The sequence below is a fragment of the Xenorhabdus yunnanensis genome (assembly GCF_028598805.1).
Taxonomy (GTDB): domain Bacteria; phylum Pseudomonadota; class Gammaproteobacteria; order Enterobacterales; family Enterobacteriaceae; genus Xenorhabdus; species Xenorhabdus yunnanensis.
Map to the genome: position 1 here is coordinate 106,758 of NZ_JAQRFI010000001.1, position 17,696 is coordinate 124,453.

The 17,696-nt window shown below is 42.9% G+C and carries 16 protein-coding genes; 2 read left to right on the forward strand and 14 right to left on the reverse strand.

What is annotated here, in order from left to right:
• Positions 1–44: 44 nt before the first annotated feature.
• From dxs to xseB, 3 genes are all read right to left on the reverse strand, one after another.
• The gene (dxs, locus tag PSI23_RS00430) at positions 45–1,910 is read right to left on the reverse strand and encodes a 1-deoxy-D-xylulose-5-phosphate synthase (RefSeq protein ID WP_273553206.1); all 1,866 of its coding nucleotides are present in this window, start codon (positions 1,908–1,910) and stop codon (positions 45–47) included.
• Between the two features lie 165 nt (positions 1,911–2,075).
• A complete protein-coding gene (gene ispA, locus PSI23_RS00435; RefSeq protein ID WP_273553207.1) occupies positions 2,076–3,008 on the reverse strand; it encodes a (2E,6E)-farnesyl diphosphate synthase in 933 nt (310 codons plus the stop codon).
• Positions 3,009–3,012: 4 nt separating this feature from the next.
• The gene (gene xseB / locus PSI23_RS00440) at positions 3,013–3,270 is read right to left on the reverse strand and encodes an exodeoxyribonuclease VII small subunit (RefSeq protein WP_273553208.1); all 258 of its coding nucleotides are present in this window, start codon (positions 3,268–3,270) and stop codon (positions 3,013–3,015) included.
• Between the two features lie 228 nt (positions 3,271–3,498).
• Between xseB and thiI the strand changes: the two genes are divergently transcribed.
• On the forward strand, positions 3,499–4,947 hold the full coding sequence (gene thiI, locus PSI23_RS00445; RefSeq protein WP_273553209.1) for a tRNA uracil 4-sulfurtransferase ThiI: 1,449 nt from the start codon (positions 3,499–3,501) through the stop codon (positions 4,945–4,947).
• Positions 4,948–5,112: 165 nt separating this feature from the next.
• On the opposite strand, the gene yajL is transcribed toward thiI, so the two are convergent.
• Both yajL and panE read right to left on the reverse strand, forming a co-directional pair.
• Positions 5,113–5,709 carry a protein deglycase YajL gene (gene yajL, locus PSI23_RS00450; protein ID WP_273553210.1) on the reverse strand — a complete coding sequence of 199 codons (597 nt, stop codon included), beginning with the start codon at positions 5,707–5,709 and terminating at the stop codon, positions 5,113–5,115.
• Positions 5,669–6,583: a 2-dehydropantoate 2-reductase gene (gene panE, locus PSI23_RS00455; protein WP_273553211.1), complete on the reverse strand. Its 915-nt coding sequence runs from the start codon at positions 6,581–6,583 to the stop codon at positions 5,669–5,671. The genes yajL and panE overlap by 41 nt, the downstream gene beginning before the upstream one ends.
• A 174-nt stretch (positions 6,584–6,757) precedes the next feature.
• On the opposite strand from panE, the gene PSI23_RS00460 reads away from it, so the two are divergent.
• A complete protein-coding gene (locus tag PSI23_RS00460; protein WP_273553212.1) occupies positions 6,758–7,249 on the forward strand; it encodes a YajQ family cyclic di-GMP-binding protein in 492 nt (163 codons plus the stop codon).
• 392 nt (positions 7,250–7,641) lie between these two features.
• Here PSI23_RS00460 and PSI23_RS00465 read toward each other — a convergent pair whose 3' ends face one another.
• The 9 genes from PSI23_RS00465 to PSI23_RS00505 form a co-directional block, all read right to left on the reverse strand.
• Positions 7,642–9,009 carry an MFS transporter gene (locus tag PSI23_RS00465; RefSeq protein ID WP_273553213.1) on the reverse strand — a complete coding sequence of 456 codons (1,368 nt, stop codon included), beginning with the start codon at positions 9,007–9,009 and terminating at the stop codon, positions 7,642–7,644.
• A gap of 142 nt (positions 9,010–9,151) precedes the next feature.
• Entirely contained in the window at positions 9,152–10,036 is an 885-nt protein-coding gene (gene cyoE / locus PSI23_RS00470; RefSeq protein WP_273553214.1) for a heme o synthase, read from the reverse strand.
• 12 nt (positions 10,037–10,048) lie between these two features.
• Positions 10,049–10,381 (reverse strand): cytochrome o ubiquinol oxidase subunit IV, encoded by a 333-nt coding sequence (locus PSI23_RS00475; protein WP_273553215.1) that lies wholly within the window; start codon positions 10,379–10,381, stop codon positions 10,049–10,051.
• Complete coding sequence (locus tag PSI23_RS00480) at positions 10,381–10,992, reverse strand: cytochrome o ubiquinol oxidase subunit III (RefSeq protein ID WP_273553216.1); 612 nt, start codon at positions 10,990–10,992, stop codon at positions 10,381–10,383. The genes PSI23_RS00475 and PSI23_RS00480 overlap by 1 nt, the downstream gene beginning before the upstream one ends.
• Positions 10,992–12,974, reverse strand: a complete 1,983-nt coding sequence (gene cyoB, locus PSI23_RS00485; RefSeq protein ID WP_273553217.1) for a cytochrome o ubiquinol oxidase subunit I — start codon at positions 12,972–12,974, stop codon at positions 10,992–10,994. The genes PSI23_RS00480 and cyoB overlap by 1 nt, the downstream gene beginning before the upstream one ends.
• Before the next feature lie 4 nt (positions 12,975–12,978).
• Positions 12,979–13,944 carry a cytochrome o ubiquinol oxidase subunit II gene (gene cyoA / locus PSI23_RS00490; protein WP_273553218.1) on the reverse strand — a complete coding sequence of 322 codons (966 nt, stop codon included), beginning with the start codon at positions 13,942–13,944 and terminating at the stop codon, positions 12,979–12,981.
• A 350-nt stretch (positions 13,945–14,294) separates the two neighbouring features.
• On the reverse strand, positions 14,295–15,062 hold the full coding sequence (locus tag PSI23_RS00495; protein WP_273553219.1) for a nucleoside-specific channel-forming Tsx family protein: 768 nt from the start codon (positions 15,060–15,062) through the stop codon (positions 14,295–14,297).
• Positions 15,063–15,315: 253 nt separating this feature from the next.
• Positions 15,316–16,842, reverse strand: coding sequence for a muropeptide MFS transporter AmpG (ampG, locus tag PSI23_RS00500; RefSeq protein WP_373567263.1), 1,527 nt, complete (start codon positions 16,840–16,842; stop codon positions 15,316–15,318).
• A gap of 74 nt (positions 16,843–16,916) precedes the next feature.
• Positions 16,917–17,504 carry a lipoprotein gene (locus tag PSI23_RS00505; RefSeq protein ID WP_273553221.1) on the reverse strand — a complete coding sequence of 196 codons (588 nt, stop codon included), beginning with the start codon at positions 17,502–17,504 and terminating at the stop codon, positions 16,917–16,919.
• Between the last annotated feature and the right edge of the window lie 192 nt (positions 17,505–17,696).

The following is a 17,696-nucleotide window of genomic DNA, read 5'->3' on the forward strand; positions in this document are numbered from 1 at the left end:
GATAAATGTTTAATAGAAACATTTATCCATTGTTTTATTATGGGTTATTTGGCCAGATATTTCTCGATACTATTTTGAATACCAACCGCATCGAGACTTAAATCAGCATGAAGCTCTTTTTGGGTTCCTTGCGGTATAAAGTAATCTGGTAAACCAAGATTCAATACGGGAACTGATAATTTTTCCTGCATCAGCAGTTCGTTAACACCACTGCCTGCACCGCCCATAATGGCGTTTTCTTCCAAAGTCACCAGTAACTCATGGCTGGCAGCCATTTCCAGTATGAGTTCTTTGTCCAATGGTTTGACAAAACGCATATCCACAACGGTTGCATTCAGGGTTTCAGCCGCTTCTTGCGCATAGGATAACAACGTACCAAAGTTAAGGATCGCAATGTGTTCACCTTGGCGGCGGATTATACCCTTGCCGATTGGCAATGTTTCCAATGGTTGGAGTTCAGCCCCCGTTCCTGTACCGCGAGGATAACGGACAGCAGTAGGACCTTCCTGATAGTGATGCCCAGTATGCAACATCTGGCGGCATTCATTTTCATCACTGGGGGCCATAATCACCATATTTGGGATGCAACGCAGGAAGGAAAGATCGAATGCTCCTTGATGGGTCTGACCATCTGCACCAACGATACCGCCACGATCGATAGCAAACAGGACTGGCAGTTTTTGGATGGCAACATCATGGATCAACTGATCATAAGCGCGTTGCAGGAAGGTGGAGTAAATAGCGATGATAGGCTTGTAGCCACCTATAGCCAGACCTGCTGCAAAAGTGACGGAATGCTGCTCGGCAATCGCGACATCAAAATATTGCTCAGGGTACTCGCGAGAGAAACGCACCATACCTGAACCTTCCCGCATGGCTGGGGTGATTGCCATCAGTTTTTTGTCACTGGCTGCTGCTTCACACAGCCAGTCACCGAAAATCTTGGAAAATGTCGGGCGGGTATCTGCGTTTTTTGGCAAGGAACCCGTTGTTGGATCAAATTTAGGAACGGCGTGCCAACTAATGGGATCTTTTTCCGCTGGCGCATAACCACGACCTTTTTTAGTCATGATATGCAGGAATTGTGGCCCTTTCAGCTCACGCATATTTTTTAAGGTTTGGGTCAGAGCCAGTATGTCATGACCATCAATAGGCCCGATGTAGTTGAACCCAAGCTCTTCGAACAGCGTTCCGGGAACAACCATGCCTTTGAGGTGTTCTTCTGTCTTTTTCAATAATTCTTTGATAGGAGGCAGATTGGAAAAAACTTTTTTGCCCCCTTCACGCAAGGTTGTATACAGTTTGCCTGACAGTAATTGTGCCAGATGGTTATTCAACGCCCCTACGTTTTCAGAGATAGACATTTCATTGTCATTGAGAATAACCAACATATCGGGATCGATATCCCCGGCATGGTTCATGGCTTCGAAAGCCATACCCGCAGTGATGGCTCCATCTCCGATGACACAGACTGTTTTGCGACCTTTGTTTTCGTGTTTGGCCGCAATTGCCATCCCCAATCCTGCGCTGATTGAAGTGGATGAGTGACCAACACACAAGGTGTCATATTCACTTTCCTCTCGCCACGGGAATGGATGAAGACCATTTTTTTGGCGAATGGTATCGATGCGATCACGACGTCCAGTCAAAATTTTGTGTGGGTAGGCCTGATGACCAACATCCCAGACTAAATTGTCAAAAGGGGTTTTATAAACATAGTGGAGTGCGACGGTTAATTCGATAGTGCCAAGGCCGGAAGCGAAGTGACCACTGGAGCGGCTGACACTGTTCAGTAAAAATTGGCGCAGTTCATCGCATAACTTTGGCAAAGTGTCTTTGGGTAGCAGGCGAAGCTCTTCTGGAGTTTCAGCCAATGCCAATGTTGGATATTTCGCTATATCAATGCTCATGCTATGCCTGTATAAAATGCTATACCCGTTAGAAGTTGAATATTAAGAACCCTGTGATTATCCGTATGTAATTTTCGGGTTCACCCCATGAGGCGTTTTTTATTGATTATTGGGTTCTTATATAATTAATGACCATATTAATAGGTGATTAATATGGCCTATGTTTTAGCTGTTTCTCTCAATGATAAAACCAGCCAGTTTTTTTAAGGTTGTGATGTTATAAGACAGTTTTTCCAGTTCAGTGAGGGCTGTGAGCGCTTCTTCATACAGAGTCTGGGCTTTTTTCTTAGCTTGTTCCAAACCTAATAATGCCGGATAAGTGCTTTTTCCAATTTGCTGATCATTGCCCTGACGCTTGCCGATAACTTCAGTATTACCAATAACATCCAAAATATCATCGTGTACCTGAAACGCCAGACCGATAGCTTGGGCATATTGTTCCAGTAAAGGGAGCGCTTCTCGGCCACGCTGTCCTGCGCTGTAAGCTCCCAATCGGACGGCTGCTCGTATTAATGCGCCTGTTTTATGGCGATGAATTTGTTCCAGCAAGGCAAGATCGATTTGTTTACCTTCTGCCTCCAAATCCAGTGACTGCCCACCACACATACCGGCAAAACCACTGGCACTTGCCAATTCCGCGATCATGGCAAGGCGATCGGATAAGGCAACATTTGGCATGTCGTATTTTGCCAGAACTTCAAAAGCCAGTGATTGTAATGCATCACCGGCTAAAATAGCCTGACTTTCACCAAATTTGATGTGACAGGTGGGTTGCCCACGACGTAAATCATCGTTATCCATTGCGGGCAAATCATCATGGATCAAGGAATAAGCATGGATGCACTCTAATGCGAGGGCGGCGGCATCGAGACTCTTTTTGGGGAGACCAAACATTTCTCCCACGCTGTAAACTAAAAATGGGCGCAGCCGTTTTCCCCCCAGCACTGCACCATGCTGCATTGCTGTGCCTAATGGGCTGTTTAAAAAAGGCAATGAAGCAAATGTTGCCATCAGCTTGTCATTCACATATTGCTGACAAGCACGCAGTTTTTTTTCAAAAGACTGCTCTTCAAAAGGAGCATCATGTTGTTCAGACATAAATTTACTCAGCATTGGGCGGAAATTCATCAAGTGGCGATTGTGCATCATGATTCAATAGAATTTGCACTCGTTGCTCTGCCTGCTGAAGAGTTTTCTGGCCCTGTCTTGCAAGTTGAATACCGCGTTCAAATTCATTCAACGCATCTTCTAGTGGGAGGTCCCCGGATTCCAGACGAATAACAATTTGCTCTAGCTCTTTGAGAGATGTCTCGAAAGCTGGCATTTGTTCGGTTTCTGATGTGTGATTTGCTTTAGACATAATGGCTTAACGTATGGTTATTTAACGAATTATAGTAAAAAAAGTTCGTTACAGAATTGCAGAGTACCCTACTACACCAAGAAAAATAAATCATGTATTACCACTGTTTTTTTACAGGTGATATAGCCAGATGGTGTTATACTCTGCACCCTATCCAACTGAACACTTAAGAACAATCATTGATATTGTTTGTGATAGTTCAACATTGAATGACTACTATATCTTACTATGAAGTTTATCATTAAATTATTCCCAGAAATTACGATCAAGAGCCAGACAGTCCGGTTACGTTTTATTAAAATCCTTGCCAGCAATATCCGCAATGTGCTGAAAAAATTCGGAGAGGGCATTGCTGTTGTTCGCCATTGGGATAATATCGAAGTTCGGGTTAAGAATGATAACCTCAGCACAGAAATTTGTGACGCACTGACACGTATTCCGGGTATTCACCATATCCTGCAAGTAGAAGAGCGAGATTTTTGTGATCTGCATCATATCTTTGAACAAACCTACGAAACATATGGCCATTTACTGCATGGGAAAACATTTTGTGTCCGTGTAAAGCGCCGCGGTAAACATAATTTTACTTCCAATGAAGTCGAACGCTATGTTGGTGGCGGACTCAACCAGCATATTGAATCAGCTAAAGTGAAACTGACTCAGCCTGATGTAACTGTGAATCTGGAAGTTGATCAGGATAAGTTGATTCTGGTTAAAGCTCGTCATGAAGGAATTGGCGGTTTCCCTATCGGTACGCAGGAAGATGTGCTGTCACTGATTTCTGGTGGATTTGATTCCGGTGTTTCCAGTTATATGTTGATGCGTCGTGGCTGTCGTGTGCACTACTGTTTCTTTAATCTTGGTGGCTCTGCCCATGAAATTGGCGTGAAGCAGGTTGCCCATTATTTATGGAATCGTTTTGGTAGTTCGCATAAAGTCCGCTTTGTTGCTGTCGATTTTGAACCTGTCGTGGCTGAAATTCTGGAAAAAGTTGATGACGGCCAGATGGGGGTTGTACTGAAAAGAATGATGGTCAGGGCATCTTCCAAGATTGCAGAACGCTACGGTGTGCAGGCGATCGTAACTGGTGAGGCCTTGGGTCAGGTATCCAGCCAGACGTTGACTAACTTAAGGTTGATCGACAATGCATCAGATACGTTGATCCTCCGTCCCCTGATTTCTCATGATAAAGAGCACATTATCAAGCTGGCTCGTGAGATTGGCACTGAAGATTTTGCCCGCACTATGCCAGAATTTTGTGGTGTTATATCAAAAAGTCCAACAGTAAAAGCCGTTAAAGCCAAAATTGAAGAAGAAGAAAATAATTTTGACTTCGAGATTTTGGAACGAGTAATTAGTGAAGCCCAGAATCTGGATATCCGCCAAATTGCAGAACAGACCAGTGAGCAAGTGGTGGAAGTGGAAATGGTATCAGCACTTTCCTCTAATGATGTGCTATTGGATATCCGTTCCCCAGATGAACAGGATAATCGTCCGTTAAATATGGATGGCATTGAAATTCACTCATTGCCTTTCTATAAACTGGGCACTCAGTTTGGTGATCTGCCGAAAGAAAAAACTTATCTGCTGTATTGTGAGCGTGGCGTGATGAGTCGTTTACAGGCACTTTATCTGCGTGAACAAGGCTTTGATAATGTGAAGGTGTATCGACCTTAATTTGCAGTCAATTAATTTGTAAACAGGAAACAGGGCTGCTTATGGAAATTGGCCTGATAGGCAGCCTATGTATTCCGCCTTTAGCTTTCAAGTTGCTCCTTTTATTGGCTGTAACTTGAAAGCTATTAGATATAAAGCTATTAGGTATATTGTGCAGTGAGATAATTACTGGAAATTTTGGTAATTATTAATACCGGGCGGTAAAACAAGTTGAGCGGCAATTTCGGCTGTTTTTTCTTTTCCCTTTAACAATTCAATCAGTTTCAAGGCGAAGTCAAAAGTAGTGGCAGGCCCTTGGCTGGTCAGTAAGTTAACTCTTTCGTCAAAATAAACACGTTTATCAATCCATTTTTCGGGCGAAATTTTATCCTGCATGCTGGGGTAGCCAGTCATATTTCCGACGGGGAAAAGTTGATGGTATTCCAATACGATTGCAGGAGATGCACAGATTGCCGCAATGATTTTCCCCTGACTTTGTGCGATTCGAATTTTTTCTACGACCAATAAACTGTCACGAAAACACTCTGCACCTTTTATCCCTCCCGGCAGAATAATGGCATCAAAATCTTCGTCAACGACATCAACCAAAGGAACATCTGCAACGATTTTGACACCGCGTGAGCAGGTCAATGTTAGCGAGCCATCAGCTTCCGTACTGGCTACAGTAACATCCACTCCTGCCCGGACAAGTAAATCAATAGTAGTGACAGCCTCGATTTCTTCACTGCCGTGAGCCAGGCAAATAAGGGCTGAGGCGTTCATATTCTTCCTCCTTACGTTTAATATAATGATAAATAGCGGTATTTTCTGTGATTGGTAAACCGTGGATACGGGCTCGACGCATTAAAAAACCGGTAATGTAGTCTATCTCTGTATGTCGCTGTGCCCATATATCTTGCAGCATGGACGAGTAATTTTCAGAGGTTTGCTCAATCACATTCATGACGTAATCAATCAGGGTTTGTTTGGTTGTATGGATGCCATCATGTTCCATAACCTCATAAATTTCATCACATAATATTTGTATTTGTGCATGGTGATGCAGTAAATCACCATTTTTGCAGTCATAGATGACAGTAAGTGGATTAATGACACAATTGACGGCAAGTTTCATCCAACTGATAGCATGTATTTCATTGTGCCATGCCACATCGGGCAGGGCGAGGTGTAAAATATCTGCCAGCTCACTGAGTTTGGCAGCACTGGTTGTTATGGCACCAATGTGGGTTATACCTTGTGACTTGTGGTAAACAATGCCATTTTTTCGATAGGCTCCATGAGTGGTCACGCCAAGTAAAATGGGGTTGGGTAAAGGAGCGAATTCTTCTTGGGTTCCCATTCCATTATGTAATAACAGAATTGGGCAGTGAGGGGACAGTTTGTCGGCAAGGTGGTTAATCGCGTCAGAAACTTGCCATGCTTTTAAACAAACAAGGAGTAACTCGCTTTCAGCGAGGTGTTTCTCGTCATTGGCAGGAAATTGCTGATTAAAGATCTGACCATTAAAGTTTTCGATCTGGACGGAAATAACTGGCTGTGGAACTCTTAGCCATCCTTGAACATTATGATTTTGTTGGGATAAAGCAGCAAACCACAGTTTACCTATAGCGCCACAGCCAAGAACGGTGATTTTCATATTTCTTCCTTGAGGGACGCTTTCATGGGGAACCTCGGCTCGTTATTTAACGCTACTTGGTCTTAAAATAGGATAATTTCAAAAAGATCATTGAGCTTCCCGAGTATAGAGCTTTTGCCAATAATGGAAAGCGGTTATCATGCCGACTTATTGATTAGCAGGAGGTGACGGGTCATGCCATCATTTGATATTGTTTCAGAAGTTGATATGCAAGAAGTGCGTAATGCAGTAGAAAACGCACAAAGGGAATTAACCAATCGTTGGGATTTCCGCAACGTCAACGCGAGCTTTGAATTAAACGAAAAGAATGAATCGGTCAAAATTGCCAGTGAATCTGATTTTCAGGTGAATCAATTAGTCGATATTCTGCGTGAAAAATTTGCTAAACGCGGAATTGATGGTTCCGTACTCAACGTTCCTGAAAATATGGTTCATAGCGGTAAAACATACAGTGTAGAAGCAACTTTTTTGCAAGGTATTGATACGCCGTTGGCGAAAAAGATTGTGAAGCTGATTAAGGACAATAAACTGAAAGTACAGGCTCAGATTCAGGGTGAGCAAGTGCGGGTAACAGGCAAGGCGCGTGATGATCTGCAAAGTGTCATTGCATTGGTTCGCGGTGCAGAATTGGGGCAGCCTTTCCAGTTTACTAATTTCCGTGATTAATTTACGTCTTGAATAAAATAAATATGTTATTTTGAACTAATTAAATTATAAAAGGGAAGCTGAGTGATTTCAATAATGACTAGTGCTTCCCTTAATTATCACCATAAAATGAACTTCATTATTTATGTTGGGCATAATGTATGGTTTTATTTTACAGAACGAGTTTCATAATATAATTCTAATTTTAAAAAAATTAGGTATACCTGTTAATAACAAATATTATTCGAATCCGCCATTGAAATCTAATCTTAATATAGTGCTTTGATGCTTAAGTAAATAGCACTTTGATAAAAAAATAGTACTTTGATACGAAAATAGTACGGTGTTTGGTCATGCTTATCATACACCGTACTTTGCTGTTATAAGTTTCGCATTGTTACAAATACAGCATGTTATTCATGGGATAATACAATTTGTTCTAATTGTTCGCGATTGGTCAGTTTGGTATCAACTTTAATATATGCACTGAACTCTTCTGGTGCGATGACGACATCTTTTACGCCGGCTTGCGCCAATATTTTTTTCTCCAAAACCTCAGGGTTACTTAGTTGCTCTGGCAAAATGAGCCTGATGCTGCTGACGTATGGAGGCTGCCGTAATGTTAGGCTGATAATAAACCAGAGTGCGGTCAGTGCGATGCCTCCCATAAAGACGAGTGATGCACCTTGTAACTCGTAAAGCATTCCCCCAAGACCGCCTCCCAAAGCAACGCCAAGGAATTGGCTGGTAGAGTAAACGCCCATGGCAGTGCCTTTGTAACCCGCAGGTGCTTCTTTGCTGATGAGTGAAGGCAAAATGGCTTCCATGATGTTAAACGCAAGGAAGAAAATTTGAATGCCTGCAAAGATCCCCCAAAGATGCGATCCCTGAGACCATAAAACGGCTTCAGCAATGAACAGCATGCCTATACACAGTAAAAACACCTGCTTCATGCGACGTTTTGTTTCTGCATAGATAATGAAAGGCAGAACGGCGACAAAAGAGATGAGTGTGGTAATTAAATACACTCTCCAGTGTTGCTGTGGAGGAAAGCCCACTTTCTCCATAATAAGGGGAAGGGCAACAAAGCTCGACATCAATAAGGTATGCAAGCAGAGAATACCAAAATTGAGTTTTAGTAGTTGGGGATCTGAGAGTACACGTTTGAAGCTGTCACGTGCGATTCCAGATTCGCGGTTTAGCGAATGCTTGTGTGTGTTTGGTACAGCCAACAGTGTGATAAATATCCCGCAGCCAGCAAGGATTGCAATTGCCCAAAATAGTCCATTTAAACCGATTTGGTGGGTGATAATAGGACCGATAACAATTGCAAAGGCGAATGTAATGCCGAAGCTAATGCCAATAAATGCCATTGCTTTTGTTCGATTCTGCTCACGAGTCAAGTCTGAAAGCAATGCCATGATAGCGGCGGATATGGCTCCTGTACCTTGTAAGGCCCGACCGATAATAATCCCCCAAATAGAGTCGCTTAAGGCAGCAATAATGCTGCCTAAGACAAAAATGAAAAGTCCACCAATGATTAAAGGTTTTCTGCCAATTTTGTCTGAAAGAAGCCCAAATGGGATCTGGAATATTGCCTGGGTCAAACCGTAGATGCCAATGGCAATTCCGATAAGAGCTTCAGTGGCATCACGTAATTCTAAGCCATAGGTTGTCAGAACAGGTAAGACCATGAACATGCCTAACATGCGCAGAGAGAAAACTGAACCTAAGCCCCATGTCGCTCGAAGTTCAAGCGGAGTCATTTTATTATCGTTCATGGATACCTCAAAAAATCTGATATGACATTTCACTTAGGTGAAAACAAACGAACAAGCAGTGTTTGTAACCGAATAAGTTGTCATTGAATAAAGAGATAAAAGAAAGGAAAAAGATGACAGGGTTGACCCTGTCATCTAAATATTACCAGACGTAAGTCAGTAGGTTTTCTGGAGATGCTGATGAATCTACAGACATCATGACGCTTAATGACATGATAGCGACGATAGAAAACAGAAATAACCTACGGGCCCAGATACGGTCATTAGAGGTTTTATAACCTGATAATGCCATACCTAGCCACCAGATACTCACTGCAGTAGCTACGATGAGGTATTTATAACCCGCATAACCACTGATGGTCAGCATCAAAGTGGCAACCATAAAGGCCAGAATATATAGAGTGATGTGGTTTTTCGCGACGGAAATACCTTTAATCACTGGTAATACTGGGATGTTAGCCGCTTGATAATCTTTGAACCGAAAAATAGCAATGGCGTAAGAGTGGGGCATTTGCCACAAGCTGAAGATCAACAACAAGATCAACGCGCCTGTATCAAAATGTCCCGTTACTGCACAGTAACCAATCACGGGAGGTGCTGCACCTGACAAGCTACCAACCAGCGTGCCATAAACAGATTTTCTTTTCATGTAGAGGCTATAAACCCCAACATAAATGATAAACCCGATGAGAGCTAACTGCATTGCTAAGGCATTGGCTGCTACATAGAGCAGCACTATGCCGGCAATACCTAACACTGAGGCGTAAATCAGGCTGATTTTCGGATTGATAAGCCCTTTTACAAGGACCCTTTCTTTCGTTCTTTCCATGATACGGTCGATATCGCGGTCGATATAGTTGTTGAATACACAACCTGATGCGACTACCAGCGATACCCCAACCATCGTTGCAAAGAACAAGGGGTAATCTATTACGCCCTTGGAAGCGAGTAGAAAACCACCAATCACAGAAATTAGATTTCCGAAAATAATTCCTGGTTTGGTCACTTGCAGGTATTGCTTAATCATTCAAATCAACCCTTAATCAACCATCATATTGATGTTCAGGTTGTACATAATCCACAGGGAGCCAACAACAACGATAGCGATGACCAGTAATGTGAATATTAAGGCAACTAGGTTCCAACGCTCTTCAGATGATGTATTCATATGCAGGAAGCAGATGAAATGAACAAAGATCTGAATAACAGCCATAACGACTACTGTTATTAGGATTGTACTGTGTGAAGCAGTACCTTCCATCACCATCCAGAATGGGATCACGGTCAGTATGACTGACAGAACAAAACCAATCATATAGGTTTTGAAACTACCGTGGCTGGCGCCGGAATGAGAAGTATTTGGATGACTCATTACATCGCTCCCATCAGATAAACGACAGTAAATACACAGATCCATACAACGTCAAGGAAGTGCCAGAACAGGCTCAGGCAGTTCAGACGCATACGGTTCACATCAGTTATGCCACGGCGTGAAACTTGAATCATCAGGATGATGATCCAAATTAAACCGAAGGTTACGTGCAGACCGTGAGTAGCAACCAGTGCAAAGAAGGCAGACAGGAATGCACTCGTTTGAGGACCGGCACCTTCTACAATCAGTTTATGGAATTCATAAACTTCCATCGAAACGAAGCCAAGGCCGAGCAGGAAGGTAATGAACAGCCACAGGTTAACCTGTGCAACTTTACCCTTGTTCATGCCCAACATAGCGAAACCGTAGGTGATACTACTAAACAGCAGCAGGAAGGTTTCTACCAATACAAATGGCAGTTCGAAAATTTCTTTACCTGTCGGGCCCTTGTCAGTGCCATTGACCAGCACTGCATAGGTAGCGAACAGACTTGCAAACAGGATCAAGTCACTCATCAGGTAGACCCAGAAGCCAAATACCTTGTTGGCTCCTGTATCGTGGTGCCCATGAGCGTCATGGGCGGCTGTGTTATTAAGGGTTTGAGTCGACATTATTTCACACCTGCCTTTCTCAGTTCTTCGTAACGCTGATTTTCAACTTTCTCGACTTCAGCTACAGGAACGTAATAATCAACGTCTTCGTCAAAGCTTTTCACGATGCAACTGATGATGATGCCAGCGAAGCTTGCAATAGCCATCCACCAGATATGCCATATCAGAGCAAAGCCTAAGGTCAGACAGAAAGCACTGATAATCACACCTGCACTGGTATTTTTAGGCATATGAATTTCTTCATATTTTGCTGGGCGCTTATATTCAGTACCTTTTTCTTTCATATCCCACCACGCATCACGAGTCTGGATGTGTGGAACTTCAGCGAAGTTATAGAATGGAGGTGGGGATGAAGTTGCCCATTCCAGAGTACGGCCACCCCACGGGTCACCAGTCAAATCGCGGTTTTGGTCACGGTCACGGATACTGACGTAGAACTGGATAACCTGACACAGAATACCCAAGGCAATTAAGACAACGCCGCCAGTTGCAACAACCAGCAATGGGTGGAATTCTGGATTGATATCTTGGCTCAGACGACGGGTCATACCCATGAAGCCCAGTGCGTACAGCGGCATAAAGGCAACAAAGAAACCAGTGATCCAGAACCAGAATGCACGAACACCCCATTTTTCATTCAGAGTGAAACCGAATGCTTTCGGGAACCAGTAAGTTGTACCTGCGAAGCAGCCAAATACCACACCGCCAATGATGACGTTATGGAAGTGGGCAATCAGGAACAGACTGTTGTGCAGAACGAAGTTTGCGCCAGGTACTGCTAACAGAACACCAGTCATACCACCAATGGAGAAGGTGACCAAGAAGCCTACAGTCCACAGCATTGGGGTTTTGAATTCAATACGACCATGGTACATGGTGAACAGCCAGTTGAAGATCTTAACCCCAGTTGGGATAGAGATAATCATCGTGGCGATACCAAAGAAGGCGTTGACGTTCGCGCCAGAGCCCATGGTAAAGAAGTGGTGCAACCATACGATGAACGACAGGATGGTAATAACGATTGTCGCCCACACCAGAGAGGTATAACCAAACAGGCGTTTTTTCGAGAAGGTTGCGGTAACTTCAGAGAAGATACCAAAGACAGGCAGAACCAGAATGTAAACTTCAGGATGGCCCCAAGCCCAGATCAGGTTGATGTACATCATCATGTTGCCGCCCATATCGTTGGTAAAGAAATGGGTGCCCAGATAACGATCCAGAGTTAACAACGCAATAGTAACTGTCAGGATTGGGAACGCGGCAATGATCAGAACGTTGGTACACAGTGAAGCCCATGTAAATACAGGGAGTTTCATCATGGACATGCCTGGTGCACGCATGCGCAGGATAGTCACGAAGAAGTTAACACCGGTCAGCAATGTACCTACACCGGAGAGCTGGAGACTCCATATCCAGTAATCGACACCGACTCCCGGGTTGTACTCCAGACCAGATAGAGGCGGGTATGCCAACCAACCAGTTTGAGCAAACTCACCAATTCCCAGAGAGATGTTAATCAGCGCAACACCGACAACAAATAACCAGAAGCTCAAAGAGTTCAGGAATGGAAATGCAACGTCGCGTGCGCCGATTTGCAGAGGAACAACAATGTTCATCAGGCCGACAACGAAAGGCATCGCCATAAAGAAGATCATGATAACGCCGTGAGCGGTGAAGATCTGATCATAATGGTGCGGGGGCAGGAAGCCAGCTTCGCCAGCGGAGGCCAGGGCTTGCTGTCCACGCATCATGATGGCGTCAGCAAAACCACGGAGCATCATTACCATGGCAACAACGATGTACATGACACCAATTTTTTTATGGTCAACGCTGGTTAACCATTCAGTCCAGAGCCATTTCCATTTACGGAAATAAGTCAAGGAACCAACAACTACCAGTCCCCCGAGCAGGATCCCCAACAATGTCACCACAATAATGGGTTCATGTAATGGGATCGCATCCAGTGTTAATTTTCCCCACATGCCTTTATTCCTCAACACCTGAATGAGCCGGCTGACTCATATTCATATTATGATCCGCAGCTTTACCATGTTCTGTTTTGCCGTGACCAGACATACCAAACATACCGGCATGGCCCATGTCACCCATGAATTTGGTGATAGTTTCTTGGAACAGTTTTGGTTTCACGCTTGAGAAGTATTCAACAGGGTTGTTTTGGCTTTGTTCAGCCAATTTATTGAATGCTTGTACAGTATCCAGGGTTTTAGGTGATGCTTTAACTTTCTGCACCCACTCTTCAAAACCTGTGCGATCATCAGTTGCTGTTGCAGTGAATTTCATGCCTGAGAAGCCATGACCACTGTAACTTGCTGAGAATCCATCGTATTTACCTGCTGAGTTAGCAATCAGGTGCAGTTTTGTCTGCATACCTGCCATTGCATAAATCTGACCACCCAACTGTGGGATGAAGAAAGAGTTCATCACAGAGTCTGAGGTGATTTTAAAGTTAATTGGAACATCTTTAGGGAATACAATTTCATTTATAGTTGCGATGCCCTGTTCCGGGTAGATGAACAGCCATTTCCAGTCAAGGGAAATAACTTCAATCGTCACCGGTTTTACATCACTGTCCAATGGCTTATATGGATCGAGCTGATGCGTCGTTTTCCATGTAATAGTTGCCAAAGTGATGATAATCAGGATAGGCACTGTCCAAACGACAAGCTCAATTTTATTTGAGTGTGCCCAGTTTGGACGATAAGTTGCAGATTTATTGGCTTCCCGGTAACGTAAGGCAAAAATGATTGCCATTACAATAGCCGGAATAACAACGATCAGCATCAAGCCAAACGCCGTTAGTATCAGCGTTTTTTGTTCAACGCCGATCGCCCCTTTGGGATTCATCAATACCATATCGCAACCACTTAGCATTAAAGTGGCTGCGAATAGTGATGATAACCCAATAGTTTTTTTGTATTTCATAAGTCTCATTGAGCGACCCCAGATAACAAAAGCTTTATTGTCGTTTCATCAGTGGGGGCATTCTACGGTATGGTTACCGGAGTGTAAACAATTGTAATAGAAGCAGGTTGGCTTGTAGGCTTTTTATGCTAGAGGGATCACATGTGATTCTAAATTTAACAAAACGTTAATTTCGGATAGTTATCTTAACCAAAAAATCAAAATAGACAATTGATTTCAAATAACCCTCTATTTTAAAAAGAAAAACTTTGATTAAAATAAAAGAAAAAACTCTGAAATACGCTTTGTTATCAGTGGGGTAACTATTATTTATTGGTCCTAGTGAGCAGCCTTAGGCTGCCCACTCACTAAACTAGTTGTTAGAAATTATATTTTATACTGTAAACAATACCATCCTGCAAGAAATCTTCTCCCAGTTTGTTATCTGCATAGCGGTATTGAACACCAGTTGTAAATGAAGTATGCGGTGTCCACCATAATCCGATGGCTCCATTAATGCCTTCGCGTCCGCCGTTGCCGTAACGTTTATTGCGATTTAATTCAATTTCATTCCAGTTTGTGACACTGAATTTTTGTTCCCAAAGGTTGAAATCGTATCCTGCAACCCAGCCTACGACATAACCGTTGTTTCCTGAATAGAAAGTTTGGTCAACATAATGCAGTGCGACGAAAGGTTTAAACCACAGGCCAGCAATATTGGCATTGTAACCTAATCCATAGAGTGTATTAACTTCATGGAAGTTTCCACCGTTTGCTTTGCCTGGTAATGAATAGGTTCCGTAAACATGACCATAAAGGTTGAAACCAGTATCACCCAGATAGAAACGGCCTGTTGTCTTGAAAGTGTAACGTTGGTTATCACCAGGTTGAGCTGTTTTACTGTTAAAAGTATTCTCTAAATCAGCGAAACCATATAATTCACCCCAGCTAAATCCTGCTCCCCCTTCCAGTTCTAAGTAAGCAAAATCGTCCTTATGGGAAGTTTGTCCGGTTTTATGAGTGGTATGTTTATTCCAGTCAAGGTAGTTCATGCTGACATTGCCAAACCCCCACTGGTATTCCGCGTTAGCTGAAGCAGAAACTAAGGCTGCGGCAACGGCGGTGAGTGTCAAAATATGTCTTTTCATAAATTCCCTTTATATGGTTTTAAAGTGATTAACGATATTTCGAATAGTTCGAAATAAAATAGGTTCAAATAATAATATTTGTTAGTGTGAATATAAATAATACCGTCTTGAAAAAGATGTCTTTCAAGTCACATAATTGTGGTTTTTATTCTTTTTGTGATATTCATCACCATAAAATTACAACAAAAGACTGAACTTTGTCAGTCTTTTGTTGTAATGCAGAAGTGAAAAAGGGATTGAATGGAAAAATAGGTTAAGTGAATTTACTTTTCTTCAAAGCCAAATAATCCAACATTCCTCCTAAAAGAAGGCCTAGGATTCCAATGATTATACTTAAGGATAATAGTGGGGATACCCAGTCACTGACTTTATGGAGATATAGAATATATTCTGGAGATATGGCGTATATCAGGGAAACTAAATGAATTATGACAAACACTATGCTGCTGATAACTAACCAAACCATGAACATCAGAGCGGCCAATATCATGATAATGAAGGCAGATTTATAAGCGTTCTTGAATAATGTTCGGGGGATAAAGCTATCATTTTTTTGAGTATAAGCCAGTGTCTTACGGCAGGCTAACAATAATACAAGTCCCGGTAATCCAATAACAATAGAAAATAAATAAAACAGTGGCCAACCATATGCTTCTGCAAACCATCCTGCTACCGGGCCAACATACACTCGACCAACTGCTGATAATGCAGAAAGCAAAGCAAACTGTGTTGCCGAAAATGATTTATTACATAAGGTCATCAGAAGGGCGACAAAAGCTGCTGTTCCCATGCCACCACAGATATTTTCCAGAAAAACCACGGCTCCCATTGAGTAGATGTCTTTAGGGGTGATAGCAAGTATCCAATAACCGAAGTTTGATACGGTTTGAAGAATGCCAAAGATCATCAGGGCGCGGAACAGGCTCATCTTATGCATCAAATAACCGCCGTACAATGCCCCAACAATGGTTGCAGCGAGTCCGAGGGTTTTATTGATCATACCGACTTCGGCTGGATTGAAACCAATACCACGAATAAGGAAAGGAGTGCTGAGTGAGATAGCAAAAGCATCAGCCAGTTTGTACAGTATAATCAGCAGCAGGATAAGCCAGGCATTGTTTCGGTTGAAAAAATCAGATAATGGCTCGAACACCGCTTGACTCAATGTTTTTGGCGGTGCTGTATTAAGCTCCGGTTCTTTGGCTGTCAGTGTGGCATAAACGCCAATCAGCATCAGGCCAGCCATAACCCAATACATACTTTGCCAGCCAATATAGGTGGCCAGCAATAAGGCTAATCCACCAGAGACTAGCATGGCCAGCCGATAGCCCAGTACGGAAATAGCGGCACCTGATCCTCGTTCTTCCTGTGACAGCAAGTCGGTTTTATAGGCGTCAAAAATAATATCTTGGGAAGCTGAGAAAAATGCCACAGAAACAGCCAGTGCAGCGAGCCACCATAAATGTTGGGAAGGTTGAAGGAACCCCATGGCCGCAATACTGACGATCAGTAAAAGTTGAGTAACAAGCATCCACCCCCGTCGACGCCCTAAAAAGGAGGGGGTATATCGATCCATTGTGGGTGCCCAGAGAAACTTAAAAACATAGGCTTGACCAACTAAAGTGAAAAAACCGATAGTTCGGATATCGACATTTTCGACAGTCATCCATGCTTGTAACGTTCCAGCTGTGAGCGCAAGAGGTAGACCTGAGGCAAAGCCCAGCAATAGAAGGGTACGATAGTTGCGTAATGCAGATAGGTTGAAATAATGATGGTTAATCATGGGCCTCCCAAAACTTTCTGCATGTCATCTAGCTTTGTCAGAATCAGGCAGAAAGTTTATTTATTATCCTGTTAGTGGACGTTTTGTTTGATGAAGGTACTGATAGAGGCATCTTGAGCCATATCTGCGATCACGTCAGATAAGACTGTGTTAACTGCATCAGAAATTTTTGCGTTTGTCGCTGCTAATGGCCCTTGAACATTGTAGCTGGTACGATAATTTTTAATTTGTTTACTACCGTCTTGTGCATAAGCAATGATGGATATTTCAGCTTTTGCTGAAATATCGTGACGAAGGCTACCTTCTTTCACGTTGGCATAGAGTTGATTCACAATGACTTGCAAATTGGCATTGGCGGGAGAACCAATCATATAGCCGCGAGCTACCATTTGCTTTTCCAGCGCTTCTTGCAATAAAAAACGTAAATCGCGGGAAGGAACTAATGTGACTAATCGCGCATCACGGTTAATTTGGGCTAGGGCTTGAGATTGACGATGATCGGCCCCACTAATACTAATTGTAATCGCTTTCATGGTTGGATCTGTTGGGGGCAGAGTAATTTTTGGCTGAATGGCTAAAGTATTGCCTGAGTCTGCACAACCAGATAATCCAGCTAAAAAGAAAAGCGTAATCAATGGAATAAATATTTTCTTTAGCATTTAGGTTTTCTCAATTCAAGATTCGGATATTCGATATATTAATACTTGGATATATAAGTACTGATAGTATAAACCGCCGTAATCATAGCATCGCCATTGGTAGCGGCATATCCCTGATGATTGAAACACAGAGAGAAATGCTTTACGTAAATTTGATTAAAGGGATTTGGTTATCCCGATGTTATAAATCAT